We start from the raw sequence: 26,821 nt of genomic DNA, 5'->3' as shown, positions 1-26,821 counted from the left end.
GCAACCACCTCCCTCTTCCGTGGAGTTCCGCTCGATCTCAGTCCGCGGTGGCGACCAGCTCCGTCTCGCGCGTGTTCTCCTGACCGGCCGGCGGTTTGCCCGGCAGGAACAGGGCGACGACCACGGCGCCGAGCAGTGCGACACCCGTACCGCACAGGGCGGTGACGTGCATGGCGTGCAGGAAGGCGTCGTCGGCGGGCGTGACCAGCGCCCTGCCCTGCGGGCCGAACTTCTGGGCGATGCCGAGCGTGGCCTCGATGGACTCGCCGGCGGTGTCGCGCAGGCCCGGCGGCAACATGCCGAGCTTGTCCTCGATGCCGTTGCGGTAGGCGGTGGACAGCACCGAGCCGAGGACGGCGATACCGAGGGCGCCGCCGACCTGGCGGAAGGTGTTGCTGAGCGCGGAGGCCGAGCCGGCCTTCTCGCGCGGCAGCGTCTGCATGATGACGACGGAGGTCGGCGTCATGATGTGCGCCATGCCGGCGCCCATGAAGAAGAAGACGACCTCCAGCAGCCAGATCGGCGTGTCGGCCTCGAAGGTCGCGAACGCGGCGAGCGTCACCGCGACCAGCAGCAGGCCGGCCGTGGTCGTGGCCTTGTTGCCGAACCGTTCGACTACCAGCCGGGCGCGCGGCGCGAAGACCATCTGGGCGACGGCCAGCGGCAGCATCAGCAGGCCGGACTGGAGCGGCGAGTAGCCGCGCACGCTCTGGGTGTAGAAGACGCCGAAGAACGTGACACCCATCAGCGCGAAGAACACCAGCGCGATGGCGCTCATGGCGGCCGAGAAGACCTTGTTCCTGAAGTAGGTGACATCCAGGGACGGGTGGTCGCTGCGCTTCTCGAAGACGACGAACGCGGCGAGGACGAGGAGACCGGCGCCGATGGTGGACAGCACGGCGGGATCGGTGAAGTCGGCCAGCTCACCGCCCTTGATGATGCCGTAGACGAGCAGGACCAGGCCCACGACGGACAGGGCCACGCCGACGGGGTCGAGGCGGCCGGGGGCGGGGTCCCGGGAGTCGGGGACCAGCCACAGCATCAGGGCGAGCGCGACGAGCACGATCGGCACGTTGATGAGGAAGACCGAGCCCCACCAGAAGTGGTCGAGCAGGGCACCGCCGGTGATGGGGCCGATGGCGATGCCGAGGCCGACACCGCCCGCCCAGATGCCGATGGCCTTGGGCTGCTCGTCGCGCTCGAAGACGTTCATGAGCACCGCGAGGGTGGAGGGCATGACAAAGGCGGCACCGAGGGCCATCAGGGCGCGGTAGGCGATCAGCTCACCCGGGGAGCCGGACTCCGCGGCCAGCGCCGAGCCGATGCCGAACACGAGCAGTCCGCCCAGCAGGACCTTCTTGCGGCCCAGGCGGTCACCGACCAGTCCGGCCGTGAACAGCAGGCCCGCGAAGGCCAGGGTGTAGGCGTTGATCGCCCACTCGATCTCGCTCTGCGTGGCACCGAGGCCGGTCGGCGCGGGGCTCGCGATGGTCTTGATGGCGACGTTCAGGATCGAGTTGTCGAGCACCACGATGAGCAGGCTCAGCATCAGGACGCCGAGGATGGCCCAGCGGCGCCGGTGCACGGCTTCCGGTATCCGGGGGGCGGGGGCGGACGTTCTCATGCGTCGAGCGTACAACCATTTCGATACGACACCGTCTCGTATCTTAATAGCTTTGCCGAGGCATTGCGCGGCCCCCGGCCTGGCCTCGGCACGGCTGCCCGGCGCGGCTGGCCGGCACGGCTGCCCGGCGCGGTCGAAGGGATCACAGGGTCTTCCCCTGGCCCTCCTTGGCACGAAGTGCCACCATGGAGTCGATCCGGGGACGCCGTGAGGGCGCCTCGAGATGACTGAAGGAGCCGTTGCCATGACGCAGCTTTCGGCTGCCCACAACAAGCCTTCCGACGGCAGCAAGGCGCTGTACGGGGGGAAGGGCACCCGCCGCATCACCGTCCGGGACATCGCCCTCGCCAAGGAGCGGGGCGAGAAGTGGCCCATGCTCACCGCCTACGACGCGATGACCGCGTCCGTCTTCGACGAGGCCGGGATCCCGGTGATCCTGGTAGGCGACTCGGCGGGCAACTGTCACCTCGGCTACGAGACGACCGTGCCCGTCACGATGGACGAGATGACGATGCTGTCGGCCGCCGTCGTACGCGGCACGCAGCGCGCCCTGATCGTCGGCGACCTGCCCTTCGGGTCCTACCAGGAGGGCCCGGTGCAGGCGCTGCGCTCGGCGACCCGGCTGGTGAAGGACGCCGGGGTCGGCGCGGTCAAGCTGGAGGGCGGCGAGCGCTCGCACGAGCAGATCCGGCTGCTGGTGGAGTCCGGCATCCCGGTGATGGCCCACATCGGCCTGACCCCGCAGTCCGTCAACGCGATGGGCTACCGCGTGCAGGGGCGCGGCGAGGAGGCGGCGGCACAGCTGCTGCGGGACGCCAAGGCCGTGCAGGACGCGGGCGCGTTCGCGGTCGTGCTGGAGCTGGTTCCGGCGGAGCTGGCGGCCGAGGTGACGCGGGTGCTGCACATCCCGACGATCGGTATCGGCGCCGGTGCGGACACGGACGCGCAGGTGCTGGTGTGGACCGACATGCTGGGGCTCACCTCCGGCCGGGTCCCGAAGTTCGTCAAGAAGTACGCCGACCTGCGTGAGGTCATGGGCGATGCGGTGAGGGAGTTCGCCGAGGAGGTCGTCTCCGGGGCGTTCCCGCTGGAGGAGCACTCCGTGCACTGAGCCATTGCGGAAACACCACGGCAGCCCCGCTGATCTTCCCCCGTCAGCGGGGCTGCCCCATGTCCGCGCCCTCGTCCGGAACACGTGCGGCCACCTCTGTCGGTGATCTGCAGGGGGCTGTCGGCGGTCTGTCGGTCGTTTGTCGGTCGGCCCTGGCACCGTCTTCCCCATGACACGCATCGACGACAACCCCACCGGCGAAAGCCACGCAGTACACGTACGGGGGCTGGTCAAGCACTACGGCGAGACCAAGGCGCTGGACGGTGTCGACCTGGACGTGCGCGAGGGCACCGTGATGGGTGTCCTCGGCCCGAACGGCGCCGGCAAGACCACTCTCGTACGGATCCTGTCCACCCTGCTCACCCCGGACGCCGGGAAGGCCACCGTGGCCGGCTACGACGTCGCACGCCAGCCCCGCCAGCTGCGCCGGGTCATCGGGCTCACCGGGCAGTACGCCTCGGTGGACGAGAAGCTCCCGGGCTGGGAGAACCTGTACATGATCGGGCGGCTGCTGGACCTGTCCCGCAAGGAGGCCCGCGCCCGCGCCGACGAGCTGCTGGAGCGGTTCTCCCTCACCGAGGCCGCCAGGCGTCCGGCGCGCACGTACTCCGGCGGTATGCGACGGCGGCTGGACCTGGCCGCCTCGATGATCGGCCGGCCTGCCGTGCTGTACCTCGACGAGCCGACGACCGGTCTCGACCCCCGCACCCGCAACGAGGTGTGGGACGAGGTCAAGGCGATGGTCGGCGACGGGGTCACCGTGCTGCTGACCACCCAGTACATGGAGGAGGCCGAGCAGCTCGCCTCCGAGCTGACCGTCGTGGACCGCGGCAAGGTCATCGCCAAGGGCGGCATCGAGGAGCTGAAGGCCCGCGTCGGCGGGCGCACCCTGCGCATCAGGCCGCTCGACCCGCTCGAACTGCGCCCGCTCGCGGCGATGCTGGACGAACTCGGCGTCACCGGGCTCGCGTCCACCACCGTGGACACCGACGCCGGGGCCCTGCTGGTGCCGGTCCTCAGCGACGAGCAGCTGACCGCGGTGGTCGGCGCGGTCATCGCGCGCGGCATCACCCTGTCCTCCGTCACCACCGAACTGCCCAGCCTGGACGAGGTGTTCCTGTCCCTCACCGGCCACCGTACCCGTACCGCGCAGGACGCCGAGCCCGCCGACACCCGCCAGGAGGTCGCCGCATGAGCGCCACCACCACCGTCACCGCGACCGACGTCGTCGACAGCGCCTCCCCGGCCGACGTCGCCGACAGCGCCTCCCTGAGCGACCTGCGGATCCCGCTGCGCGGGCACCTGCGGCACACCGGCGCCCTGATACGGCGCAATCTGCTGTGGATCCGCCAGGACCCCGAGTCGATGTTCGACGCGCTGTTCATGCCGATCGTCTTCACCCTGCTCTTCGTGTACGTCTTCGGCGGCTCGATCGGGCAGGCGCTGGGCGGCGGTCAGGACCGGTACGTGCAGTACGTCATCCCCGGCATGCTGGCGATGATGAGCATGACGATGTCGCAGGGCGTCGGCACCGGCTTCAGCCAGGACTTCAACAGCGGTGTCATGGACCGTTTCCGGTCCATGCCGATCGGACGGGGGTCCGTGCTCTTCGCGAAGATCGCCGTGGAGCTGGGGCGCATGCTGTTCGCGACGGCCGTGCTGATGGTCGTCGCCGTCCTGGTCGGCTTCGACATCCACCACTGGACGGGCCTGATCGCCACGGTCGGCCTGTCCGCGCTGTTCGCCTCGTCGATCATGTGGGTGTTCCTCACCCTCGGTGTGGTCCTGAAGAACGCGCAGTCCGTGCAGGCGATGGGCTTCCTGGTGCTGTTCCCGCTCCAGTTCGGTTCGTCCATCTTCGCCCCGACCAATTCGATGCCGGGCTGGCTGCGGCACTTCACCGACTACAACCCGCTGTCCACGCTCGCGGACGCGGCGCGCGGCCTCATGCTGGGTGGGCCGGTCGCGCACGACGTGTGGGTGACGGTGATCTGGTCGGTGGCCATCACGGCGGTGATGGCACCGGTCGCCATCCACAAGTTCCGCACGAAGATCTGACTGCGGTCTGGCTGGGGTCCGGCTGGGGTCCGGCACCGCCGAGTCACACCAGGGCGGTGGCCTCCGCGAGGGAGAGGCCACCGCCCTCGGTGTACGCCGAGTCGTACCGCGCGGTGTCGAGCGTCTCCCGGATCCAGGCCCCGGTCATCCCGTGCACCCGGCGCTCCACGCCGGACGGGATGTGGCCGGGCGGCAGCAGGGCGTCGGCGGCGCCCAGGCAGCGGGCGGCGTCGGTGGCGCGGCTGCCGTCGCCGAGGCGGGCGAGGGCCATCGCTGCGACGGTGAGGCAGACGGAGTGCAGGTGAGGGACGACGACCTGGGACAGCGGGTCCAGCGCGAGGGCCAGTGCCCTTCGGATCCGGGCCAGGGCGTCCTCGGGCCGGTCGTCGAGGGCGTCCAGCCAGGCCTCCTGGCCGAGGATCATGGCGTCGAACACGATGAAGTGCGCCATCTTGAACTCCTCGCGCAGCAGGCGGAGCTGTTCGCGCGCCTCGGCCGTACGGTCGGTCAGGCCGAGCCAGCAGGCGAGGTAGAGCCGGGCGGCGGGCATCGCCTCGTTCTGGGAGCCGTCCAGGCTCGCGACGACCTCCCGGAGCATCCGCTCGCCGCGTTCGTCCTCGCCCGCCTCCATGAGCACGTTGCCGAGGCGGGCGCGCAGCATGGCCACCTGCGCGCGGGCGCCGAGGCGCTCGGCGTGGTCGATGGCCTCCGCGTAGTCGGCGGCGGCCCGCTCGTGGGCGCCCTTGCGTTCGTAGGACTCGCCGCGCGCGGACAGCGCCTCGGCGGTACCCCAGTCGTCCGAGAGCCCGCGGTAGATCTCCAGGGCCTCGTCGGCGTCGCGGGCGGCGTCGCCCGCCCACGCGGTGCGGTGGGCGCACATGTTGGCGCGCAGGTGGAGGGATCCGGCCAGCTCCCACGCGTAGCCCGGGGTGTCCCGGCAGGTCTGCACGGCGGCGTCGATGATCGTCATCAGCCGGTCGGCGCCGCCGGTCATCATCTCGGCGAAGATCCACATCATGCCCGGGGCGCGGCAGGTCTGCGGCAGGCCGGGCTCGTAGACCTGGGTGACGGCGCGCAACTTGGCCTGTGCCTCCGGGGTCTGCCAAGCCTCCATCTCGGTGTCCATGCAGGCGAGATGGGCCAGGTGGACACCGCGCCGGGCCTCGGCGAGGACCTCACCGGTGTACGGGGGCGGGGCGTCGGTGCAGCGCTGCCACACGGGCTCGGCGCGGCGCACCGGTTCGCTGAACGGGTCGGGGCCGAGCGTCATGACCTCCCGGCACCAGGTGCGGGTCTCGATGCGCTGGTCGCGCATCAGCCAGAACCACAGCAGGGACAGCACCAGGCACAGGCCCTCCTGCTCGTCGCCGAGCGCGACGGCGTGCCGCAGGGCGGTGCGCAGGTTCTCGTACTCCAGCTGGATCCGGTCGATGGCGGCGCGCTGTTCGGGGCCGCGCAGCAACGGGTCGGTGGTCCGGGCGAGTTCGCGGTAGTACGTCAGGTGTGCGCGCTCGGCCTCGGGGCGGCGCCCGGTTGCGGCCAGCCGTTCGGCGGCGTACTCGGCGACGGTCTCCAGCAGCCGGTAGCGCATCGCGCCGTCCGCCGAAGGGGCGGCCACCACCAGGGACTTGTCGACCAGCGAGCCGAGTGCGTCCAGGGCGGCCGGGCCGCACACGGCCTCGGCGGCGACCAGGTCGCAGCCGCCCGCGAAGACCGACAGCCGGGACAGGACGTCCCGTTCGTCCGCGTCCAGCAGGTCCCAGGACCAGTCCACGACGGCGCGCAGGGTCTGCTGGCGGGGCAGCACGGTGCGGCTGCCGGAGGTGAGCAGCCGGAAGCGGTCGTCCAGCCGGTCGGCTATCTGCCGGGATGTCAGCATGCGCAGGCGGGCCGCCGCCAGCTCGATCGCCAGGGGCAGTCCGTCGAGCCGCCGGCAGATCTCGGCGCAGGCCTCCGGGTCGTCCTCGACACGGAAGCCGGGGCGGGCCGACGCGCCCCGGTCACTGAGCAGGCGCAGCGCGACCGGCTCCGGCAGCGGCTCCACGGGGCGCACCAACTCCCCCGGCACGCCGAGGGGTTCGCGGCTGGTGGCGAGCACGGTCAGCTGCGGGCAGCGGGCCAGCAGATGCTCCACGAGCCGGGCGGCGGCTTCCACGACGTGCTCGCAGTTGTCGAGGACGATCAGCATGCTGCGCCGGGCACAGTGCTCGACGAGCCGGTCGACCGGGTCGTCCCAGTCGGCGACCGCGCGCATGGTCTCCACCCCGCCGCCGTGCAGTACGGTCTCGCGCGCGCCGATCGCGGTCAGTACGGCCTGCGGGACGGCGTCCGGTTCGTCCACGGGCGCGAGTTCGGCCAGCCACACCCCGTCCCGGGCGGTGTGCCGTACCGCCTCGGCGGCCTCCTGCGACAGCCGGGTCTTCCCGGCGCCGCCCGGCCCGAGCAGGGTGACCAACCGGGCCCCGCGCAGGTCGGCGCCGATGGCCTCGATGTCGGCTTCGCGGCCGACGAAGGAGGTGAGGCGGGCGGGCAGGTTGCCGGGCGCGGCCGGGGCCCCCGGCTCCGCGGGGACAGCGGTTTCCGTCAGCAACTCGGTGTGCAGAGCCCGTAGTTCGGGGCCGGGGTCGGAGCCCAGCCGGTCCCCGAGCAGCCGTCGTACGTCCTCGTAGGCGGCGAGTGCCTGCGCCGGGCGGCCCGCGTCGCGCAGCGCGCGCAGGCGGAGCGCCTGGAGCGGCTCGTCCAGGGGGTGGTGGTCGCACAGGGCGGTCAGCTCGGGCAGGGACTGCTCGGCGTGGCCGAGGGCGAGGGCGGCGGTGAGCCGGGCGCGCAGGGCGTCGAGCCGGCGGGTGTCCCAGCGGGCCGCCTCGGCGATGCCGTCGGGCAGGTCGGCGAGGGCGGGGCCGCGCCACAGGGCGAGGGCGTCGTCCAGGACAGCGGCCGCCTTGGCCGGGTCGCCGTCGGCCAGGGCACGCAGCCCCTCGCCGGTCAGCCGGTCGAACCGGCCGAGGTCGATGTCGTCGGGCGCGGCGACGAGCCGGTAGCCGCCGTCGGCGGAAGCGACGGCGTCCGCGCCGAGTGCCCGGCGCAGCCGTCCGACGAGCGCCTGCAGGGCACCGGCGGCATCGGCGGGCGGATCGGCGCCCCACACCTCGTCCACCAGCACGCCCGCCGGCACGGCACGGCCGGCCCGCAGGGCGAGCACGGTGAGCAGGGCACGCAACCGCGCCCCGCCGACCGGGACGAGCGTGCCGTCGGGACGAAGTGCCTGAGTGGAGCCGAGGAGGCGGTAGCGCACGGGGTCCATTGTCTCCGGAACGGGCGGGACCGGTCACCGGGTTGCGACGGCGCGGCGCCCGCGGCACCGGAGGCATCGGGGCTTGCGGGTCTCCCAGCGCCTTCAGGGGCTTGCGGGGTCCTGGAGGTCGTCCAGGGCTTCCCGCGCCGGGAGGGCCCGGGCCTCGAGGACTTCCAGGGTGATCAGGGCGCCTTCGGTGCGGCGGATGCGGTGGGGGCCCGGTCCCGGGCCCGGCTCCTCATCCTCGAACCACTTGGGGCAGGTGTCGACGGGCTCCAGGGTCGGTGCGCCGGGCACCGGTTCGCGGGTGTACGGGTACGGGCGGAAGACCGGCTTCCCGGGTTCCGGGTCGATCGGGTCGAGGGCGTGGGGTTTCAGGCGTGCCGTGTACTCGCGGTGCACCAGCTCGATGGCCCGGACGCGGCCGGCGGTCTCCCGGTCGGGGCCGCCGTGGTTCTCCACCCACGCCTCGGCGCCGTAGCAGTGCCCGTCCCGCAGCTGTTGCCCGTCGAGGGGGACCAGCCGCCAGGCGACCTCCTCCCCCACCGAGAACGGCGTGCCGCAACACCCCATCTGCCAGTCCTGGTAGAAGACCCTCATCAGTGCCATCCCCCCACCCTCCAGGAACCGGGCGGTCGCCGCGAGACGTTTTCCCGGCGGGCTTCGGCCGGGTACGGTCGGCCTCTGCGACCGATCCTTCGCGCCCGGTCCTCTCCGACCGCCGCCCCCCAGGAGCCTGCCGATGACCACCGCCACAACCCGCCACGACGAGCGCCGGATCAGCCCGGTGTTCCTGGGGATCCTGGCCGTCATGGCGGTGACCGGCTGGGCCACCTGGACGGGGTTCGCCGCGCGGCCGGGCGTCGCGGTGTTCCTGTTCGTGACGGCGGCCTGGATCATCTCCCTGTGCCTGCACGAGTACGCACACGCGCGCACCGCCCTGCACAGCGGCGACATCACGGTCGGCGCGAAGGGCTACCTCACGCTGAACCCGCTGAGGTACACGCACGCGGCGCTGAGCATCGTGCTCCCGGTGCTGTTCGTGATCATGGGCGGGATCGGTCTGCCGGGCGGGGCGGTGTTCATCGAGCACAGCCGTATCCGGGGCCGCTGGCGGCACAGTCTGATCTCGGCGGCGGGCCCGCTGACGAACGTGCTGTTCGCGGCGGTGTGCACCGCGCCCTTCTGGCTGCACGCCCTGGACGGGGTGCCCCTCGAGTTCCGGTACGCGCTGGCGTTCCTCGCACTGCTCCAGGTGACGGCGGCGCTCCTGAACTTCCTGCCGGTACCGGGCCTGGACGGCTACGGCGTCATCGAGCCCTGGCTGTCGTACAACATCAAGCGGCAACTGGCGCCGTACGCGCCGTTCGGGCTGCTGTTCGTGTTCGCGCTGCTGTGGCTGCCGTCGCTCAACCAGGCGTTCTTCGACCTGATCCACTCGGTCCTGCAGGCCCTCGGCATCAGCGAGGACGAGACGTACTGCGGATACGACCTGTTCCGCTTCTGGCGGGAGAGCGACCCCTACTGCACGCTCAGCCCGTGACCGACGTGCCCTGCCCGGCGGCGGCCTTGCCGCGCTTGTAGTAGTACCAGGTCATGTTCGAGGACACACCCGCCATCAGCACCCAGAAGATCCCCAGCCAGCTGCCCCGGGAGAAGGAGACGACGGCCGCGGCCACGGTGAGGAGGCAGACGGCGAGGGTGTAGTAGGCGATGCGGGGCATGACGGCTGGCTCCGGCTCCTTGTCGGGGGACACTGCTGCAGGACCAGTGTCCCCCATGCACTCAGACGTCCGTGACCCGGAGCCCGGCGTGTGCCTTGTAGCGGCGGTTGACGGAGATCAGGTTCGCGACCAGCGCCTCGACCTGGTGGGCGCCTCGCAGCCGCCCCGCGAAGACGCCCCGCATCCCGGGGATGCGCCCGGCCAGCGCCTGGACGATCTCCACGTCCGCCCGCTGCTCCCCGAGGACCATCACGTCGGTGTCGATCTGCTCGATCCCGGGGTCCTGGAGGAGCACGGCCGACAGGTGGTGGAAGGCGGCGGTGACCCGGGAGTCGGGCAGCAGCGCGGCGGCCTGCTCGGCGGCGCTGCCCTCCTCGGGCTTGAGGGCGTAGGCGCCCTGCTTGTCGAAGCCGAGCGGGTTGACGCAGTCCACGACGAGCTTGCCGGCGAGTTCCTCGCGCAGCGACTCCAGGGTCTTGGCGTGGCCCTCCCACGGTACGGCCACGATCACGATGTCGCTGCGCCGCGCGGTCTCGGCGTTGTCGGCGCCCTCGACGCCGTGCCCCAGTTCCTCGGCGGCGGCCCGGGCCCGCTCGGCCGCCCGGGAGCCGATGATCACCTTCTGGCCGGCCTGGGCGAGCCGGTAGGCCAGACCCTTGCCCTGCGGGCCGGTGCCGCCGAGCACGCCGACGACGAGCCCGGAGACGTCGGGCAGGTCCCAGGGGTCCTTGGCGGGTGCCTTCCCCGGAGTCCGTGCGCTGTCGGATGAGGTCGCGGTGGAGGTCGTAGAGGTCATGGGCCGACTCTACGTCCGCGGCGGCGACGGCACCGGTCCGGACCGGCCACCGCACCGGGACCCGGCGGCAGGAATCGTCTCGCAGGAACTCTGCGTCAGGGAGGGCCGGATGCGGCGGGAGCCGGTCACGTGTGGACGCCGTACGGGTCGCGCTGCCGCGGTAAGTGCTCGCCGGTACCGCATGGTTGGGGGCGACCCGGCGGTTCGCGGGGGGCTGCGCGGCTCGGTGGTGGCGCACGGGTGTGCGGCGCCGGGCGCGGAACGGGGGCTCTTCGAGGGTTCGGCGGGGTTGCCGACCGCCTGTCGAGGCCGGTGGAGACCTCACGGCACCACGGCCTGCCCCAAGGTGACTTCCCCGCCCCTGCGCGCGCCGGCCTCTGGCCGGGAAAAGCAGTTGCCCGGTGACTTCCTCAGCCGGAGCATTACTGACCGTGACCGGCCTGCGTGCGCTTCTTCCCGACCTCAGCCCCTGGCGGGCCTCCGCCGATTTCCGTCGGCTCTGGTTCTCCGGCCTGATCAGCAACTTCGGCAGTTTCCTGACCTTCGTCGCGCTGCCGGTCCAGCTGAAGGACCTCACCGGCTCGGCGGCGGCCGTGGGCGCCGTCGGCACCGTGGAACTGGTGCCGCTCGTCGTGTGCGGGCTGTTCGGCGGAGCCCTGGCCGACGCCCTGGACAAGCGGCGCCTCATCGTGTGGACGGAGGCGGGCCAGGGTCTGCTCAGCGCGGCCCTGCTGCTCAACGCGCTGCTGCCGCACCCTGCGGTGTGGCCGCTGTACGTGGTCGCCGCGCTCTCCTCCGGCCTGGTCTCCGTGCAGCGCCCCGCCCTGGACTCCCTGTGGCCCCGGATCGTGGCCCACGACGACATGCCTGCCGCGGCCTCCCTGAACTCGCTGCGCTGGACCGTCGGCGGCGTCGCGGGCCCGGCGGTCGCGGGCGTGGTCGTCGCCTACGCGGGCCTCGGCTGGGCGTACGCCGCCGACCTGCTGACCTTCGCCGTGTCGCTGGCGTTCATCGTGCGCATCGCCCCCTGCCCCGCCGCTCCGCTCCGCTCGAGCGGGGGCACGCCCTCCGCCGCGAAGCCGTCGCTGGGGGCCGTCGCCGAGGGCGCCCGGTACGCCTGGAGCCGCAAGGAACTCCTCGGCACCTATGCCGTGGATCTCGCGGCGATGTTCCTTGCCATGCCGCTTGCCGTACTGCCCTTCCTCGCCGACGAGTTGCACGCCGAATGGGCGCTCGGGCTGATGTACGCGACCGTGCCGGCGGGGGCGATGCTGGTGAGCCTGACCAGCGGCTGGACGTCGCGGATCCACCGGCACGGGCTGATGGTGCTGCTGTCGGCCACCGGCTGGGGCCTGGCGGTCGCGGCGGCCGGCGTCTGCGGGAACGTCTGGCTCGTCCTGTTGTGCCTGACCGTCGGCGGCGGCTTCGACATGGTCAGCGGGATCTTCCGGGCCTCCATGTGGAACCAGACCATCCCGGACGAGCTGCGTGGCCGGCTCGCCGGGATCGAACTGCTGTCCTACTCCGTGGGTCCGCAGCTCGGCCAGGTCCGGGCGGGTGGCATGGCCGCCTGGGCGGGCGTACGGACCTCCGTCGTCTCCGGCGGGCTCGCCTGCGCGGGCGCGATGGGGCTGCTCGCGCTGTGCCTTCCGGGGCTCATGACGTACGACGCACGGACCAACGAGCACGCGGTGCGGATGCGGGAACGGCGCGCGGCGGCCCTGGGGGCGTGAGCGGTCGTTCAGTCCTCGTCGGCGCCGCCCTCCGTACGGGCGTCGTGCCAACGCGGGTCGTTCTCCCACTCCAGGTTGCGTTCACGCGCGGTCTCCATCGCGTGCTCGGCCTCCGTCCGGGTGGTGTACGGACCGAAGCGGTCCTTGGCCGGGCACTCCGGGCCCTCCTCGACCTTCTTGTGTTCCAGGCAGTAGTACCACTCGCCCGGCTTGCCGGCGGTGCGCTTCTTGAACAGGGGCATGAACAGCTCCTCTCGCCACCGACATGTTCCCCCATGTCCGCTGGATAGACTCCCTGGCATGTCTGGCCAGTCGCTGCTCGTACCAGGGGAGCTGTCCCCCACCCGTTCGGTACCCGGAAACATCCGCCGCCCCGAGTACGTCGGCAAGCCCGCGCCGACGCCGTACACCGGTCCGGAGGTGCAGACCCCGGAGACCATCGAGGCGATGCGCGTCGCGGGCCGTATCGCCGCCCAGGCGATGGCCGAGGCCGCGAAGATCATCGCGCCCGGCGTCACCACCGACCAGCTGGACAAGGTGGCGCACGAGTACATGTGCGACCACGGCGCCTATCCGTCCACGCTCGGCTACCGCGGCTTCCCGAAGTCCCTGTGCACCTCGATCAACGAGGTCATCTGCCACGGCATCCCGGACTCGACGGTCCTGCGGGACGGCGACATCGTCAACCTGGACGTGACCGCGTACATCGGCGGGGTGCACGGCGACAACAACGCCACCTACCTGGTCGGGGACGTGGACGAGGAGTCGCGGCTGCTGGTGGAGCGGACCCGCGAGGCGCTGAACCGCGCGATCAAGGCGGTCCGGCCGGGCCGGCAGATCAATGTCATCGGCCGGGTCATCGAGTCGTACGCCAAGCGCTTCGGGTACGGGGTCGTGCGTGACTTCACCGGCCACGGGATCAGCACGTCGTTCCACTCGGGCCTGATCATCCCGCACTACGACAGCCCGCACGCGACGACGGTCATGCAGCCCGGCATGACCTTCACGATCGAGCCGATGCTGACGCTGGGCACGCACGAGTACGACATGTGGGACGACGGCTGGACGGTCGTGACGAAGGACCGCAGGCGGACCGCGCAGTTCGAGCACACCCTGGTGGTGACGGACGCGGGGGCGGAGATCCTGACCACGCCCTGACTGCGCCCGCCCCGGACAGGACCGGGAGCCCGTCCTCTGCGGAGGGCGGGCTTTCTCTTGTAGGCTTTTACCGACAAGGCGTCGGCAAAATGGCTCAGGGCGGCCTCATGGACTCCTTCTCGACCCTCATCCGCACCGCGTCCCACGAGCTGCACGGGGAGGGGGGGACGTCGACGTTCATGAGCGACCTGCTCGGCGGCCGGCTGGGCGTGCGGGCGTACGCGCGCTACACCGAGCAACTGTGGTTCGTCTACGAGGCGCTGGAGAGCACCGCCGAGCATCTGGCGGCGGATCCGGTGGCCGGCCCCTTCATCCGGCCGGAACTCTTCCGGCTGTCCCCGCTGGAGCGGGACCTGGCCCATCTGCGGGGGCCGGGATGGCGGGCCACCCTCTCCGCGCTGCCCACGACCCGCGCGTACGCGGACCGGGTCAGGGAGTGCGCCGCGCACTGGTCCGGCGGCTATGTGGCCCACCACTACACCCGGTATCTCGGCGACCTGTCCGGCGGCCAGATCGTCCGGGACAGGGCGGAGAAGATGTGGGGCTTCGCGAGGAAGGGCGACGGGGTCCGGTTCTATGTGTTCGAGGGGATCAGCAACCCGGCCGCGTTCAAACGGGGTTACCGCGCGCTGCTGGACGCGGTCCGGGTGGACGACCTGGAGAAGCAGCGGATCGTGGCGGAGTGCAAGCGGGCCTTCGCCCTGAACATCGGGGTCCTCCGGGCCCTGGGCGAGGAGTTCCCGCTGTCGGCGTGACGCGTACGGAGTGAGCCTGGCCCAGGTCCAAGCGGCGGATGGGCCCTGGCGCAGTTCGGCGCCGAGGCCGGTCCGGAAGCCGGCTGGTTCGGGTCGCGGGACACCGGGTGCGTACCCGTCACGCCGGTCAACTCACCCGCCACGCCCCCGCCTTCGTCCCGGTCCGTGACAGCAGGAACCCCACGGGCCCGGTGATCCCCTTCAGCCGCGAGGACCGGCACGCCTTCGTCGCGCACGTGGGCCGACCGGAACGGCCACGTCTCAGCGTTCCAGGAACACCCGCCCGCCGACCTCCACCCACCCGTGCGGCTGCGGGGCGGTCAGGATCTGGGAGCCCCTCCCCTGGGTGATGTTCAGTGCCCGGCCCAGCCGATCGGTCAGGAGCAGGGCCGCCGCGCCCGTCGCCTCGTCCTCCTCGATGCCGTCGTCGCGGCCGGGGAAAGCGCGGGCGCGGACACGGCCGGCCGCCTCGTCCTCCCAGGCCCAGGCGTAGATCCACTCGCCGGGCGGGGGCACCGGCAGGGCGTCGACCTCGGCGGCGGTGGCGTACTGGCGCAGGGTGCGCGGAGGGGCCCACTCCGCCCGCGCCTCGATCCAGCTGAACTCGCCGTCCAGCCGGGCCCCGACCACCCCGGCGGGCGTGACCAGTTCGGGCACGTCCAGCAGCCAGGCGGTACCGACGCAGGGGTGACCGGCGAAGGGCAGGCGCAGGGTGGGCGTGTAGATGTCGATGACCCCGCGTTCGGGGTCATCGACGAAGACGGTCTCACTGAAGCCGAGCTTGGCCGCCAGCTCCTGCCGGTCGCTCCGCTCGGGCAGCACCGAGCCGTCGCGGACGACACCGAGTTCGTTGCCGTAGCCGCCGTTCGGTGCGCAGAAGACACGGAGCACGTCGTAGTCAGTCACGTGGGAATTGAAACATCGTCGCGTCGTCGAGCACGTCCAGGCGGGGCGCTGCCGGGGAACGGCGAACTGCGGTGGGCCGGGCCGCCACGTCGCGCGCACCGTCCGCCACACCGGACGCGTTCGTCCACGGCTTCTCGCTGATCCGCAGATCCGCGTCACCGCCTCCACCTCCGCCGCTACCGGCTCCCCCGTCTCCCCGCCGCCCGTCGGCGTCACTTTCGAGACGTCAGGATCAAGCCGTGCCCGTGATCCTTCGTGAGAGCGGAATCACGACCCCCGGCGGGTGCAGGTGAGGTAAGCCTCATGTAAGTTAGGGCAGCCTCACCAGATCAGATCCGCCGTTTGGAGCCCTGCATGCGAGCCGTCCGACTGACCGTCACCGCCGCCGCCACCGCGGCGACTCTGACCGCCCTCTCGGCCTGCACCGCGAAGAGCGATGCCAAGGACAGCGAGGCCATCAGGGTCACGGCCGCCGACTCGAAGTGTGAGACGTCCGCCACATCGGTGCCCGCCGGTCACGTCACGCTGAAGATCGAGAACAAGGGCTCCAAGGCCACCGAGGTCGAGATCCTCTTCCCGGACGACCGGATCGTCTCCGAGAAGGAGAACATCGGCCCCGGGACCAAGTACACGCTGACCGCCGAGGTGAAGGCGGGCGCGTATGAGATCGCCTGCCGCCCCGGCATGAAGGGCCACGGCATCCGGCAGAAGCTCACCGTCACCGGTTCCGGCACGAGCGCCGCCCGCGACCCGCGGCTGGACAAGGCCGTCGCGGACTACCGCCGGTACGCGCAGGAGCAGGCCGACCAGACGCTGCCGCTCGTCGAGACCTTCGCCAAGGCCGTCAAGGCCGGTGACGTGGACGCCGCCAAGAAGGCCTACGCCCCCTCCCGCCTGGGCTGGGAGCGCACCGAGCCGGTCGCCGAGTCCTTCGGTGACATCGACCCCAAGGTCGACGTCCGCGCCGACGGCCTGGAGGCCGGCCAGGAGTGGACCGGCTGGCACCGGCTGGAGAAGGCCCTGTGGCAGGACAAGAAGATCGGCGGCAAGGAGAAGGCCCTCGCCGGCCGGCTCGTCACCGACCTGAAGGACTGGCAGGAGCGGGTCGGCAAGGCCGAGATCACCCCGACCTCCATGGCCAACGGCGCCAAGGAGCTGCTGGACGAGGTCGCCACCGGCAAGGTCACCGGCGAGGAGGAGCGCTACTCGCACACCGACCTGGTCGACTTCAAGGGCAACGTCGAGGGCGCGCAGAAGTCGTACGAACTGCTCAAGCCGGTCGCCGCCAAGAACGACCCGGTGCTGGCCAAGGAGCTGGACAAGCAGTTCACCTCCCTCAACGCCCTGCTGGACAAGTACCGCTCGGGCAAGACCGACTATGAGTTCGTCTCGTACGAAAAGGTCACCAAGAGCCAGCGCAAGGAGCTGTCGGACGCGGTGAACGCCCTCGCCGAGCCGCTGTCCAAGCTCGCCGCCGCGGTCGTGAAGTAAACAGAAGCAAGCAGAGGGGCAAGGGCAAGGGCGATGACCGACAACCAGGAGAGCCGGGAAGCCGACGGGCGCAGGCCGTCGCGCCGCTCACTGATCGGCTGGGGCGGCGCCGGGCTCGCGTTCGGTGCCGCCGCGGCCGGCGGCGCGATGGCGATGGCCAAGGCCGGGAACGACGCCGACCCGGTCGCCGCCGAGACGGGCGGGGCGGTGGAGTTCCACGGCGCCCACCAGGCCGGCATCGCCACCCCGGTCCAGGACCGGCTGCACTTCGCCGCGTTCGACGTGAAGACCGACGACCGCGACGAGTTCGTGCAGATGCTGAAGGACTGGACGGCTGCGGCCCGGCGGATGACCGTCGGCAAGCCCGTCGGCGAGGGTGCGTTCGGCGGGCTCGCCGAGGCCCCGCCGGACGACACCGGTGAGGCGCTCGGGCTGAAGCCGTCCCGGCTGACGCTGACGATCGGGTTCGGTCCCTCGCTCTTCGACCGGTTCGGCCTCGCGGACCGGCGCCCCGAGGCGCTGGTCGACCTGCCCCAGTTCCCCGGCGACAACCTCGACCGGACCCGCACCGGCGGCGACCTGTGCGTCCAGGCCTGCGCCGACGACCCGCAGGTCGCCGTGCACGCCATCCGCAACCTGGCCCGGATCGGCTTCGGCAAGGTCGCCATCCGCTGGTCCCAGCTGGGCTTCGGCAAGACCTCCTCGACCACCCCGGACGCGCAGACGCCGCGCAACCTCATGGGCTTCAAGGACGGCACCCGCAACATCGCGGGCACCGAGACGGACCGGCTGAAGCAGCACGTGTGGGTCGGCGACGGCGACGAGGACGCCAAGGCGTCCTGGATGACCGGCGGCTCGTACCTCGTCGCCCGGCGCATCCGGATGAACATCGAGACCTGGGACCGGACCTCGCTGCAGGAGCAGGAGGACGTGTTCGGCCGGGACAAGCGCGAGGGCGCCCCGGTCGGCAAGGCCAAGGAGCACGACGAGCCGTTCCTGAAGGCGATGAAGCCGACCGCGCACGTGCGGCTCGCGCACCCCGATTCCAACGGCGGGATCACGATCCTGCGCCGGGGCTACTCCTTCACCGACGGCACCGACGGCCTCGGCCGTCTGGACGCCGGTCTGTTCTTCCTGGCCTACCAGCGGGACGTGCGCAAGGGCTTCATCCCGCTGCAGCGCAAGCTGTCGGCCCATGACGCGCTCAACGAGTACATCCAGCACGTGGGTTCGGCGGTCTTCGCTGTTCCGCCGGGCGTCCGGGACTCCGGTGACTGGTGGGGCCGCACGCTGTTCTCGAAGGAGGCGTAGCCCGTGTTCTCCAACTACCTGATCGGCCTGCGTGAGGGTCTCGAGGCCTCGCTCGTCGTCTGCATCCTGATCGCCTACCTGGTCAAGACCGGCCGCCGGGACGCCCTGAAGCCGATCTGGTTCGGCATCGGCATCGCGGTCGCCATCGCGATGGGCTTCGGTAGCGCCCTGGAGTACGGCTCCGACGAGCTGACGTTCCAGGCGCAGGAGGCGCTCGGCGGCTCGCTGTCTATCGTCGCCGTCGGCCTGGTGACCTGGATGGTGTTCTGGATGCGGCGCACCGCCCGGCATCTGAAGTCGGAGCTGCACGGCAAGCTCGACCAGGCCCTGTCGATGGGCACGGGCGCGCTGGTCGCCACCGCCTTCCTGGCCGTCGGCCGGGAGGGCCTGGAGACCGCGCTGTTCGTGTGGGCGTCGGTGCACGCGGCCAGCGACGGCACCCCGCGCCCGCTGATCGGCGTGGCGCTGGGTCTCGCCACGGCGGTGTTCCTCGGCTGGCTGTTCTACCGGGGCGCCCTGAAGATCAACCTGGCCAAGTTCTTCACCTGGACCGGCGGCATGCTGGTCGTGGTCGCGGCGGGCGTGCTGGCGTACGGCTTCCACGACCTCCAGGAGGCGGACTGGGTCCCGGGCCTGACGAACCTGGCCTTCGACATCAGCGACACGATCCCGCCGGACAGCTGGTACGGCACGCTGCTGAAGGGCGTGTTCAATTTCCAGCCCGACCCGACGGTCCTCCAGATCACGATGTGGGCGCTGTACTTGGTCCCCACGCTCGCGCTGTTCCTCGCCCCGGTAGGGTTCGCCTCCGGGAAGGGGAAGGTGAAGGCACCTCATGAGCAGGGATCGCGGCCCTCGAAGGCTCCGCAGGCTTGACCGGAGCGCGTTGACAGCGGCCTCGCTGACCGCACTGTCGTTGACGGCGAGCGGATGCGTGGTGGTGCACGGGGAGCGCGAGGTGCTTCCCGCCGCCACCCGCACCGAGGCCGCCAGAGCGCTCGCAGCGTTCACGGACGCGTACAACAAGGCCGACGAGGCCTACGACAGTTCCCTGGACGCCGGCCATGTCACCGGCGCCCTGCAGGACATCGACGGTGCCCGGCTCAAGGCCGGGCACATCAACAACCCGGCGGGGAACCCGGACCACACCCCGCTGAAGCTGACGGACGCGAAGTTCACCATCCCCAAGAAGGCCGGCTGGCCCCGCTGGTTCGTCGCCGACGCCAGGGGCAACAAGACCGGAAACTCCCGCTGGCTGCTGGTGTTCACCCGCAGCGACCTCGGTGAGCCCTGGCAGGTGGCGTATCTGACGCTGTTCGCGCCCGGTGCCGTACCGGAGTTCAAGAAGGACAAGGACGGCTGGGCCGAGGCCGTACCGGCCGACTCGGCGCAACTGGCCGTCCGGCCCGAGGACCTGAGCCAGGACTACGCCACCTATCTGCAGAGCGGCGGGAAGACCTTCGCGACCGGGCCCGCCACCAGCGGCCTGCGCACGGCGCGCCAGAAGGCCGCGCGGAAGCCGGGCCTGGTCCGGCAGTTCATCGACGAGCCGCTGACCCACGGCGACTACGCGCCGCTCGCGCTGCGCACGGCGGACGGCGGCGCGCTGGTGTTCTTCACCACGCACCACTACGAGAAGCAGACCGCCGCCGCGGGCACCTCCGTGCCGGTCCAGAACAGGGACGTGCGGGCCCTGACCAAGGGCGAGGTCAAGCAGTCGCTGACGCTGGAGTCCATCGCCGACGAGGCCGCCCTGGACCCCGCCGGGAGCGGCCCGGTCCAGATACTGGGCCGGCTCCAGGGGCTGACGGCCGCGCAGGGCGAGTAGCCGCCGGGGCCGGCGGCCCGGGAGGAGCCCGGGCCGCGTCAGGGCCCGGGAAACCGTCAGGGCCCGGGGACCTTGGAAGACCCGGGGAGGGCCGGGACCCGGGGAGGGCCGGGACCCGGGGAGGGCCGGGACCCGGGGAGGGCCGGGACCCGTCAGGACCCAGGAAAACGCCAGGGCCCAGGAAACCGGGAAGGCCGGGGACCCGTCAGGGTCAGCCCAGGACCCCTGGAAGGCCGGGGACTCCCGTGAGGGCCCAGGAAAACGCCAGGGCCCAGGAAACCGGGAAGGCCGGGGACCCGTCAGCGCCAGGGCCCCTCTGGCCCAGAAAACGCCAGGGCCCCGGAAACCGGGAGGGCCAAAAACCCGGGGCTCAGTGATGCGGCGGCCAGGAGTCGCCCGTCTGGTCGCCGCCGGCGTACCGGGCGCAGGCGTCGGTGAGCGCCTCCAGCAGGCTCAGCGGGTCGGGCAGGGCGTGCTCGGGGCCGCGCAGCCAGCGCACCCGCTGGTCGTCGTCGCCGGGCAGCCGGGAGGGCGGTACGAGGACGTAGGAACCCCGGCAGTGCCAGCGCAGACCGGGGTGCTCGTCCATGGTCTCGGGGTGGCAGTCCAGCGCGCACGGCCACCACTCGTCCTCGTCCTCGGGGGTGCCGCGGGTGAGCGTGAAGAAGAACATGCGTCCGTCGTCGCTCTCGGCGACCGGCCCGACCTCGACCCCGGAGCCCAGCAGCCGCTCCAGCGCTTCCCGGCCGGCCTCCAGCGGCACGTCGAGGACGTCGTGGGTCATTCCGGTCGCCGTGATGAAGTTCGCCTGCGGCTGGTGCCGGGCCCAGCGCTCGATCTGGGCGCGGTCGGTGGTGGCCTGCGTCTGCCACGCGAACGACACCGGGTGCCGGCCCGGGGTGGGGCAGCCGACGCGCACGCACGAACACCGGTAGCCGTCGGCGGGGTGCGCGGCGGGCGCGAGCGGCAGTCCGGCCGCGCCGGCGGCGAGCAGCAGGGCCTCACGGCCGCCTTCGTCGGCGGCGGCTGTCTCCTTCGGGCGGCGTCCAAGCAGCCACCGGGAGAGTCTGCTCTGCCGGCCACTTGGGCCGCCGAACGTTCCGCTCATCTATCGCCTCGCCTCGCTGGTGTGCGGACAGCATGCCTCATGGTCCCATCCTCAAGAGCCTCGGGGGGCCGCAGAGAGGATCCCGACAACGGGGCCGAGATGCGCCTCACACGTCCCGGGCCGGGAGGTCAGCGTGGGGCCGGGCCGCGCTGGGCGTAGTCGACGAGGGTGTCCGTGCAGTCGTACGAGACCGGGCCCGTGCGTTGCGGCCAGCGCTGGGCGAGCGGGCTGACGACAGTTCCGGGGCGATGAGCGGGTCGGCGCCGGGGCGTACCGCGCCGACGGCCTGGGCGGCGCGCAGCCGGTCGGCGCGCGGGCGGGCACCTCGAGACGGGGGTCCAGGAGTTCGTCCACGGTGGCCCGCAGCACCGCCCCGAGGCCGGCGGCGAGGTCGCCGGTGTCCGGGATCGCGTACGACGCCTGCCCCGCCGCCCGGGCCGTCCGCTCGCCGAGGTCCAGGAACGCCCAGCAGGCCGTCCGCCTTGGCGGGCCACCACCGGTGGATGGTCTGCTCGCGGCTACGACACCGGGTCTTCGGGCTCGGTGGTGTCCGGTGGCCAGGCGTCGCCCCAGTCGGCGTCCCGGGCCGCCCGGTACAGGTCGCCGTGGCGCTTGGTGACCGTCGTACGGTTCAGGTGCCCGTCGGTCTCGCACAGGTCGAGGAGCACCTGCCCCTTGCGGATCTGCGGACGCCGGACCACCCGGGCGGGGGCCGGGGCGGCGGGCAGGCGGGTGGCGGCGACGTAGCTGAACTTCTCGTCCTCGTACGCCAGGGAGCCGCCCTTGACCTGGCGGTGCAGCGAGGAGCGGCTGACCCGGGCGGAGAAGTGGCACCAGTCCTTGCCGGGCTCGATGGGGCAGGCGGCGCTGTGCGGGCAGGGGGCGGCGACCCGGAACCCCGCCCGGACCAGCCGGTCACGTGCCTCGATGACCCGCTCGTATCCGGCGGGGGTGCCGGCCTCCACGATCACCACGGTCCGCGCGGCGCTCGCGACGGCGTCGACGAGTGCGTCACGGTCGGCCCCGGTGAGTTCGTTGAGGACGTAGGACACGGTGACGAGGTCGGTGTCCTCGAGGGTGAGCGCCGAGCCGATCCGGGCACGCTGCCAGCGGGCGTCGCGCAGCGCGGGATGTGCGGCGGCGATCTCCCGGCCGAGGGCGAGCGCGGGCTCGGACCAGTCCAGCACGGTGACGCTGCGCTCGCCGGGCCAGGTCGCCGTGACCGCCCAGGTGGCGGCGCCGGTGCCACCGCCGACGTCGACGTGGCTGCCGGGCGTCCAGTCGGGCACGGCCGCCGCCAGCGCCTCCAGTGCGGAGCGGACCGCTTCGAAGGTGGCCGGCATGCGGTAGGCGGCGTATGCGGCGACGTCGGCGCGGTCGCGGAGGATCGGCGCGTCGGTGGGAGTGGCCCCCCGGTAGTTGGCGATCAGCCTGTCCACGGCTCCGGCGGCCTGGGACGGCGGCAGTCCCGCGAGCAGGTCGGAGAGGGCGGCGCGGAGTCGTCCGGCCGGGGAAGCGGGGTCGTTCACCTGCCGATTGTATGGCTGGCGGCGCTGGTGCCGGACGCCTGGGGGATCCGCCCCGGGCCCCCGTTTCCCACCCGGCCACGCGACCCGGCCGGCTGGGACGTGGTCAGACCACCGCCCTGGCGAGGTGCGTCGCCAGCGTCGCCCTGGGGCCGTTGGCCGGTGGCCGGCGTCTTGGGTGGACGGTGTTGGCCAGGAGTATGAGGAACGTGTCCGTGGCCGGGTCCAGGACCAGGGACGTTCCCGTGAAGCCCGTGTGGCCGCACGCCCCCCGGCCGGCGAGTTCCCCCATGAACCACGGCTGGTCCACGCTGAAGCCGAGGCCCGGCGGGGTCAGGAGGAGTTCGACGAAGTCGGGGCCGAGGATGCGCGCACGGCCGTAGGCGCCGCCCGCGAGCAGGGCCCGGCAGAAGACCGCCAGGTCGTGCGCCGTGGAGAACAGACCCGCGTGGCCCGCGACCCCGCCGAGCGCCCAGGCGTTCTCGTCGTGGACGACGCCCCGCAGCATCCCCCGGTCCGCCTTGGCCCACGGCCGGCGCTGGTCCTCCGTGGCCGCCGCCCCGGCGCAGGGCCCGAAGCGGGTCGCCGTCATGCCGAGCGGGCGGGTGATGCCCTCCTCGATCAGGACGTCGAGGGTGCGGCCGGTGACGCGCTCCAGGACGTACTGGAGCAGGAGCATGTTCAGGTCGGAGTAGAGGTGGGTGCCGGGTGCGGCGGTCGGTGCCTCGGCGCGCAGCAGCGCGAGGCGGGCGGCGTCGTCCGGGCAGTCGTACAGCGGCAGTTCGGGGCGCAGCCCGGAGGTGTGGGTGAGCAGCTGCCGTACGGTGATGCCGTGTCGCGCGGCGGCGTGGAAGTCGGGCAGGTAGGTGCCGACCCGGGCGTCCGTGCCGAGGTTGCCGCGCTCGATCTGCTGGACGACGGCGACGGACGTGAAGAGCTTGGTCAGGGAGGCCAGGTCGAAGGGCGTGCCGAGGGTCGTCGGGACCCGGGCGGAGGCGGGCAGTTCGACGCCCCTGTCGGTCTCGGGGTCGTACGCCGCGTAGCGCACCGCCCAGCCCGCGGCCTCGGCCACGGCGATCACAGGGCCGCGTCCGGCCACGACGACGGCGCCGGCCGTCCAGGGGTGCTCCCCGCGGGTGAGGGCGTGCACCTCGCCGACCAGGTGCCCGAGTTCCGCGGGGTCCAGTCCGGCCCGCTCGGGTGTGTCGGCGCGCAGTCTCGGTGCGCTCAGTGCTCGTCTCCCTCCAGCCTCGTGCGTGTGGTTCAGGGACGGCACATTCCCATGAAGCAGGCCGCGGCGACCAGTACTCGGGCCAGATGGACGACGGCCGTGGGCGCGGCGGTACGCTCTCCGGCCGCGCCGACGAGCCGGGGAGGCGACCGCGCCGACGGGGGCGGCGGCCGTCCCGAGCGGCGCGGAGGCCGTCCCGAGCGGCGCGGAGGCCGTCCCGAGCGGCGCGGAGGCGGGGCCGGCGGCGTGCCGGGACCCGGGCTCCGGGATGAAGAGCGCAGCGACGACGGGGCGAGGCCACCTCGCGGGCACCGACCGCCCTGATGGTCTCCGCTCGTCCCCACGGGTGGAGTACGCGAGGGGCGAGAGAGGTGCCGTATGGCGGACAACTGATTCCGCATGGCGGACTGACCGCCTACGCTGCGGGCCATGACTGACAGGCAATCGAAGATCGCGGTGGTGACCGGCGCCGGTTCCGGTATCGGGCGGGCCGTCGCCGTGGAGCTGCTGCACGCGGGCTGGTCGGTGACGCTGGCCGGCCGGCGCACCGAGACGCTGGAGGCCACGGCGGCCCTGGCGCCGGAGGGCCCCTGGCTCGCCGTGCGTACGGACGTGTCGCGGCCCGAGGACGTGGACGCCCTGTTCGCGGCGACGGTCGAGCGCTACGGACGCGTCGACCTGCTGTTCAACAACGCGGGCACCTTCGGTCCGGGCGGGGTTCCCGTGGAGGAGCTGTCCTACGCCGCCTGGCGGCACGTGGTGGACACGAACCTCAACGGCGCCTTCCTGTGCGCGCAGGCGGCGTACCGGCAGATGAGGGCGCAGGACCCGAGGGGTGGCCGGATCATCAACAACGGCTCCGTCTCGGCGCACACGCCCCGCCCGCACTCGGTCGCCTACACCGCGACCAAGCACGCGTTGACCGGCCTGACCAAGTCGCTGGCCCTGGACGGGCGGCCGTACGACATCGCGGTCGGGCAGATCGACATCGGCAACGCGGCCACGGACATGACGGCCCGGATGCAGCAGGGCGTGCTCCAGGCGAACGGCCGGATCGCTCCGGAACCGGTGATGGACGTGGCCGACGTGGCGCGCACCGTCCGGCACATGGCCGAGCTGCCGCTCTCGGCGAACGTGCAGTTCGCGACGGTGCTGGCGACAGCGATGCCGTACATCGGGCGCGGTTGACCCCACCCGTACGGCATACGCCCACAGCGGCGGCAGGGTGCACCGGGTCTTCCTCGACGCCTCGGTGCCCGCGGCGGCTGGACCGGTCCCGGTGCGGGGCTTCAACCGCTCGTGCGGGGCTGCACGGCGACAAGGGCTGTGCGTGGACGACATCTCCTCCCACGCACATGCCCCCTGCGCACGACGCTCACTCAAGGGCCTGGTAGTCGGCTGACGGATGGACCAGTTCGGGGTGTTCCACCACGTACTGATCGCCGTGGATCGCCAGCATCGCCCAGTGCCACGCCTCATCGTGGAAGATGAGCCCACGGTACGGGGCGTCATGCGGCTCGTACGGGTACCGCTCCAGGGCCGCCGCTCCGGCTTCCGCCGGCGTCAACCCACCATGGTGCTGCATCACCCACGCGTAGCCTCGCCGCTCGGTCTGCAGACAGTCGAGGTATTCCGCCTCACTCCACGTCTCACTCCACGTCACGGCCTCAACGCTAGACGCCCGGACAACGACAACGGCCTCTTGCCCCAGCAGAGTTGAACATCCGCGCCATTGCGGCCCGCCGGGCACATGTGCTCAACTTTCCTCCACCAGAGCTTCACAGTTGGAGCACGACGCCTCCGCAGCCACACCGAGGGGGGAGGCGGCAGCCGTTCCACCGGACCGGAGCCGGGGTGGACCTCGCGGGGGACCGCGGGGTAGGCGCCGGTGGGTGGAACGGCTGCCGCGCAGGTTCGCCGCGGATCCTGCGCGGGGTTCAGCCCCGGTGCCTGCCTTCTGCCCCGGAGTCCGCCGCACCACCCGCCGCCGCCCGGCGTCGCCGCAGCGCCCAGGCCCCCGCCCCCAGCAGCGCGACCGTCCCCACGGCGCCTTCCAGCAGGTGCCAGGGCGAGGAGCCGCCGGCCGACGAGCCGGACGCGCCCACCGCCGCGTGGACCGCCTTGCGCGCCGGTGCCGGACTCGCACTCACCGCCCCGCCCTCGCTGACCGGCTCCACCAGCGAGCCCACGGCCCGCGCTGAACGCCCCTGCCCGAACCCCCAGTCGAGCAGCGCTGCGGTCTCCTCGTAGACGCCGTTGCCGCCGCTGTCCGGGTGCATCACGGTGACCAGCAGCGTGCGCCCGCCCCGTGTGGCCGCACCGGTGAAGGTGTTTCCCGCATGACTGGTGTAGCCGTTCTTGACGCCGATCAGCCCCTCGTACGTGTCCAGACCCCACGCGCCGGTCAGCAGGCGGTCGGTGTTCTGGATCTGGAAGGTCTTCTTGCCGCCCGCCGGGAAGTCGGCGGTCCGCGTGCCGCAGTAGCTGCGGAAGTCGGCGTTGCGCAGGCCGTGGCGGGCGAAGAGCGTGAGGTCGTACGCCGAGGAGACCTGGCCCGGGTGGTCGAAGCCGTCGGGGCTGACCACATGGGTGTCCAGCGCCTGCAGGTCCTCGGCCTTGGCCTGCATCTGCGCGACCGTCCTGGCGACCCCGCCGTTCATGTGCGCGAGCACGTGCACGGCGTCGTTCCCGGAACGCAGGAACACGCCCTGCCACAACTGCTCGACGGTGTAGGTGATTCCGGGCTTGATGCCGACCAGGCTGGAGCCGGCCGGGATGTCGGCCAGATCGGCATCCGTGACCCGGTGCCGCTCGGTGCGGTCGAAATTCTTCAGCACGGTGTCCGCGAAGAGCATCTTCAGCGTGGACGCGGGCGCGAGCCGCCGGTGCGCGCCGAAGGACGCGAGCACCTCTCCGCTCGCGAAGTCGGCGATCAGCCAGGAACGGGCGGTGAGCTTCTTGGGCAGTCCGGCGCCGCGCACCTGGATCCCCGTACGGGCCAGCCGTCCACCGCCGACGACGTGGGCATCGGACGCGGCGGCGGGGGTGGTCGCGGACAGGGGAAGGGCGGCGGCCGAGAGTCCGAGGAGGGCACGCCGACTGAGCCGAGAACAATCGCGCATCCCGGGACCGTACACCGAATCGATTAAGGCGTTGTCCCGGGTCT

At 72.1% G+C, this 26,821-nt stretch carries 25 protein-coding genes and 1 pseudogene; 13 read left to right on the top strand and 13 right to left on the bottom strand.

Going from position 1 to position 26,821, the window contains the following annotated elements; genetic code table 11:
- Positions 1-37: 37 nt before the first annotated feature.
- On the bottom strand, positions 38-1,624 hold the full coding sequence (locus tag K7G59_RS06195) for an MFS transporter (RefSeq protein ID WP_225830903.1): 1,587 nt from the start codon (positions 1,622-1,624) through the stop codon (positions 38-40).
- A gap of 244 nt (positions 1,625-1,868) precedes the next feature.
- Between K7G59_RS06195 and panB the strand changes: the two genes are divergently transcribed.
- The 3 genes from panB to K7G59_RS06180 all read left to right on the top strand — a co-directional run bounded on the left by panB (position 1,869) and on the right by K7G59_RS06180 (position 4,793).
- Positions 1,869-2,735, top strand: coding sequence for a 3-methyl-2-oxobutanoate hydroxymethyltransferase (panB, locus tag K7G59_RS06190; RefSeq protein ID WP_225830900.1), 867 nt, complete (start codon positions 1,869-1,871; stop codon positions 2,733-2,735).
- Between the two features lie 169 nt (positions 2,736-2,904).
- Positions 2,905-3,930 carry an ATP-binding cassette domain-containing protein gene (locus K7G59_RS06185; RefSeq protein ID WP_225830898.1) on the top strand — a complete coding sequence of 342 codons (1,026 nt, stop codon included), beginning with the start codon at positions 2,905-2,907 and terminating at the stop codon, positions 3,928-3,930.
- Entirely contained in the window at positions 3,927-4,793 is an 867-nt protein-coding gene (locus K7G59_RS06180) for an ABC transporter permease (RefSeq protein WP_225830896.1), read from the top strand. Before K7G59_RS06185 ends, K7G59_RS06180 begins: the two co-directional genes overlap by 4 nt.
- Positions 4,794-4,836: 43 nt before the next feature.
- Here the strand turns inward: K7G59_RS06180 and K7G59_RS06175 are convergent, their stop codons facing one another.
- Positions 4,837-8,097: a BTAD domain-containing putative transcriptional regulator gene (locus K7G59_RS06175; protein ID WP_225830893.1), complete on the bottom strand. Its 3,261-nt coding sequence runs from the start codon at positions 8,095-8,097 to the stop codon at positions 4,837-4,839.
- Between the two features lie 93 nt (positions 8,098-8,190).
- Positions 8,191-8,697 (bottom strand): DUF6578 domain-containing protein, encoded by a 507-nt coding sequence (locus K7G59_RS06170; protein ID WP_225830891.1) that lies wholly within the window; start codon positions 8,695-8,697, stop codon positions 8,191-8,193.
- Between the two features lie 133 nt (positions 8,698-8,830).
- On the opposite strand from K7G59_RS06170, the gene K7G59_RS06165 reads away from it, so the two are divergent.
- Entirely contained in the window at positions 8,831-9,631 is an 801-nt protein-coding gene (locus tag K7G59_RS06165) for a site-2 protease family protein (RefSeq protein ID WP_225830889.1), read from the top strand.
- Here K7G59_RS06165 and K7G59_RS06160 read toward each other — a convergent pair.
- Positions 9,621-9,812, bottom strand: a complete 192-nt coding sequence (locus K7G59_RS06160; RefSeq protein ID WP_225830887.1) for a hypothetical protein — start codon at positions 9,810-9,812, stop codon at positions 9,621-9,623. The genes K7G59_RS06165 and K7G59_RS06160 overlap by 11 nt on opposite strands.
- Positions 9,813-9,873: 61 nt before the next feature.
- Positions 9,874-10,608: an NADPH-dependent F420 reductase gene (gene npdG / locus K7G59_RS06155; protein WP_225830885.1), complete on the bottom strand. Its 735-nt coding sequence runs from the start codon at positions 10,606-10,608 to the stop codon at positions 9,874-9,876.
- Between the two features lie 440 nt (positions 10,609-11,048).
- Between npdG and K7G59_RS06150 the strand changes: the two genes are divergently transcribed.
- Complete coding sequence (locus tag K7G59_RS06150) at positions 11,049-12,341, top strand: MFS transporter (RefSeq protein WP_263975982.1); 1,293 nt, start codon at positions 11,049-11,051, stop codon at positions 12,339-12,341.
- Positions 12,342-12,349: 8 nt separating this feature from the next.
- Here the strand turns inward: K7G59_RS06150 and K7G59_RS06145 are convergent, their stop codons facing one another.
- The gene (locus tag K7G59_RS06145; protein WP_225830880.1) at positions 12,350-12,583 is read right to left on the bottom strand and encodes a hypothetical protein; all 234 of its coding nucleotides are present in this window, start codon (positions 12,581-12,583) and stop codon (positions 12,350-12,352) included.
- 58 nt (positions 12,584-12,641) lie between these two features.
- Here K7G59_RS06145 and map point away from each other — a divergent pair, with 58 nt between their 5' ends.
- The 3 genes from map (at position 12,642) to K7G59_RS35260 (ending at position 14,604) form a co-directional block, all read left to right on the top strand.
- Positions 12,642-13,499, top strand: a complete 858-nt coding sequence (map, locus tag K7G59_RS06140; RefSeq protein ID WP_225830878.1) for a type I methionyl aminopeptidase — start codon at positions 12,642-12,644, stop codon at positions 13,497-13,499.
- Positions 13,500-13,606: 107 nt separating this feature from the next.
- The gene (locus K7G59_RS06135) at positions 13,607-14,254 is read left to right on the top strand and encodes a heme oxygenase (biliverdin-producing) (RefSeq protein ID WP_225831506.1); all 648 of its coding nucleotides are present in this window, start codon (positions 13,607-13,609) and stop codon (positions 14,252-14,254) included.
- Between the two features lie 38 nt (positions 14,255-14,292).
- Entirely contained in the window at positions 14,293-14,604 is a 312-nt protein-coding gene (locus K7G59_RS35260) for a DUF397 domain-containing protein (RefSeq protein WP_225830875.1), read from the top strand.
- On the opposite strand, the gene K7G59_RS06125 is transcribed toward K7G59_RS35260, so the two are convergent.
- Entirely contained in the window at positions 14,516-15,160 is a 645-nt protein-coding gene (locus K7G59_RS06125; RefSeq protein ID WP_225830873.1) for a PhzF family phenazine biosynthesis protein, read from the bottom strand. The genes K7G59_RS35260 and K7G59_RS06125 overlap by 89 nt on opposite strands.
- Before the next feature lie 354 nt (positions 15,161-15,514).
- On the opposite strand from K7G59_RS06125, the gene efeO reads away from it, so the two are divergent.
- From efeO to K7G59_RS06105, 4 genes are read left to right on the top strand one after another with little or no spacing between them, the layout of a single operon-like run.
- Positions 15,515-16,651: an iron uptake system protein EfeO gene (gene efeO / locus K7G59_RS06120; protein WP_225830870.1), complete on the top strand. Its 1,137-nt coding sequence runs from the start codon at positions 15,515-15,517 to the stop codon at positions 16,649-16,651.
- Positions 16,652-16,684: 33 nt separating this feature from the next.
- Positions 16,685-17,962, top strand: coding sequence for an iron uptake transporter deferrochelatase/peroxidase subunit (efeB, locus tag K7G59_RS06115; RefSeq protein ID WP_225830868.1), 1,278 nt, complete (start codon positions 16,685-16,687; stop codon positions 17,960-17,962).
- A 3-nt stretch (positions 17,963-17,965) separates the two neighbouring features.
- Positions 17,966-18,838, top strand: coding sequence for an iron uptake transporter permease EfeU (gene efeU, locus K7G59_RS06110; protein WP_225830865.1), 873 nt, complete (start codon positions 17,966-17,968; stop codon positions 18,836-18,838).
- A complete protein-coding gene (locus tag K7G59_RS06105) occupies positions 18,798-19,790 on the top strand; it encodes a hypothetical protein (protein ID WP_225830863.1) in 993 nt (330 codons plus the stop codon). The genes efeU and K7G59_RS06105 overlap by 41 nt, the downstream gene beginning before the upstream one ends.
- Before the next feature lie 370 nt (positions 19,791-20,160).
- Here K7G59_RS06105 and K7G59_RS06100 read toward each other — a convergent pair whose 3' ends face one another.
- From K7G59_RS06100 to K7G59_RS06085, 4 genes and pseudogenes are all read right to left on the bottom strand, one after another.
- Entirely contained in the window at positions 20,161-20,898 is a 738-nt protein-coding gene (locus K7G59_RS06100; RefSeq protein ID WP_225830861.1) for a bifunctional DNA primase/polymerase, read from the bottom strand.
- Between the two features lie 128 nt (positions 20,899-21,026).
- Positions 21,027-21,412: pseudogene (locus tag K7G59_RS06095) on the bottom strand (TetR family transcriptional regulator); the annotation flags it as partial.
- Positions 21,413-21,416: 4 nt separating this feature from the next.
- The gene (locus K7G59_RS06090; RefSeq protein WP_225830859.1) at positions 21,417-22,427 is read right to left on the bottom strand and encodes a small ribosomal subunit Rsm22 family protein; all 1,011 of its coding nucleotides are present in this window, start codon (positions 22,425-22,427) and stop codon (positions 21,417-21,419) included.
- 103 nt (positions 22,428-22,530) lie between these two features.
- On the bottom strand, positions 22,531-23,700 hold the full coding sequence (locus K7G59_RS06085) for a serine hydrolase (RefSeq protein ID WP_225830857.1): 1,170 nt from the start codon (positions 23,698-23,700) through the stop codon (positions 22,531-22,533).
- Positions 23,701-24,084: 384 nt separating this feature from the next.
- Between K7G59_RS06085 and K7G59_RS06075 the strand changes: the two genes are divergently transcribed.
- Positions 24,085-24,843, top strand: a complete 759-nt coding sequence (locus K7G59_RS06075) for an SDR family oxidoreductase (protein ID WP_225830855.1) — start codon at positions 24,085-24,087, stop codon at positions 24,841-24,843.
- 187 nt (positions 24,844-25,030) lie between these two features.
- Here the strand turns inward: K7G59_RS06075 and K7G59_RS06070 are convergent, their stop codons facing one another.
- Both K7G59_RS06070 and K7G59_RS06065 read right to left on the bottom strand, forming a co-directional pair.
- Positions 25,031-25,318 carry a hypothetical protein gene (locus tag K7G59_RS06070; RefSeq protein ID WP_225830853.1) on the bottom strand — a complete coding sequence of 96 codons (288 nt, stop codon included), beginning with the start codon at positions 25,316-25,318 and terminating at the stop codon, positions 25,031-25,033.
- A 274-nt stretch (positions 25,319-25,592) separates the two neighbouring features.
- Entirely contained in the window at positions 25,593-26,777 is a 1,185-nt protein-coding gene (locus K7G59_RS06065) for a D-alanyl-D-alanine carboxypeptidase family protein (RefSeq protein ID WP_225830851.1), read from the bottom strand.
- Positions 26,778-26,821: the final 44 nt, after the last annotated feature.

The sequence above is a fragment of the Streptomyces sp. NK08204 genome (assembly GCF_020400585.1).
Classification (GTDB): domain Bacteria; phylum Actinomycetota; class Actinomycetes; order Streptomycetales; family Streptomycetaceae; genus Streptomyces.
This window is presented reverse-complemented; position numbering and strand designations above follow the sequence as displayed.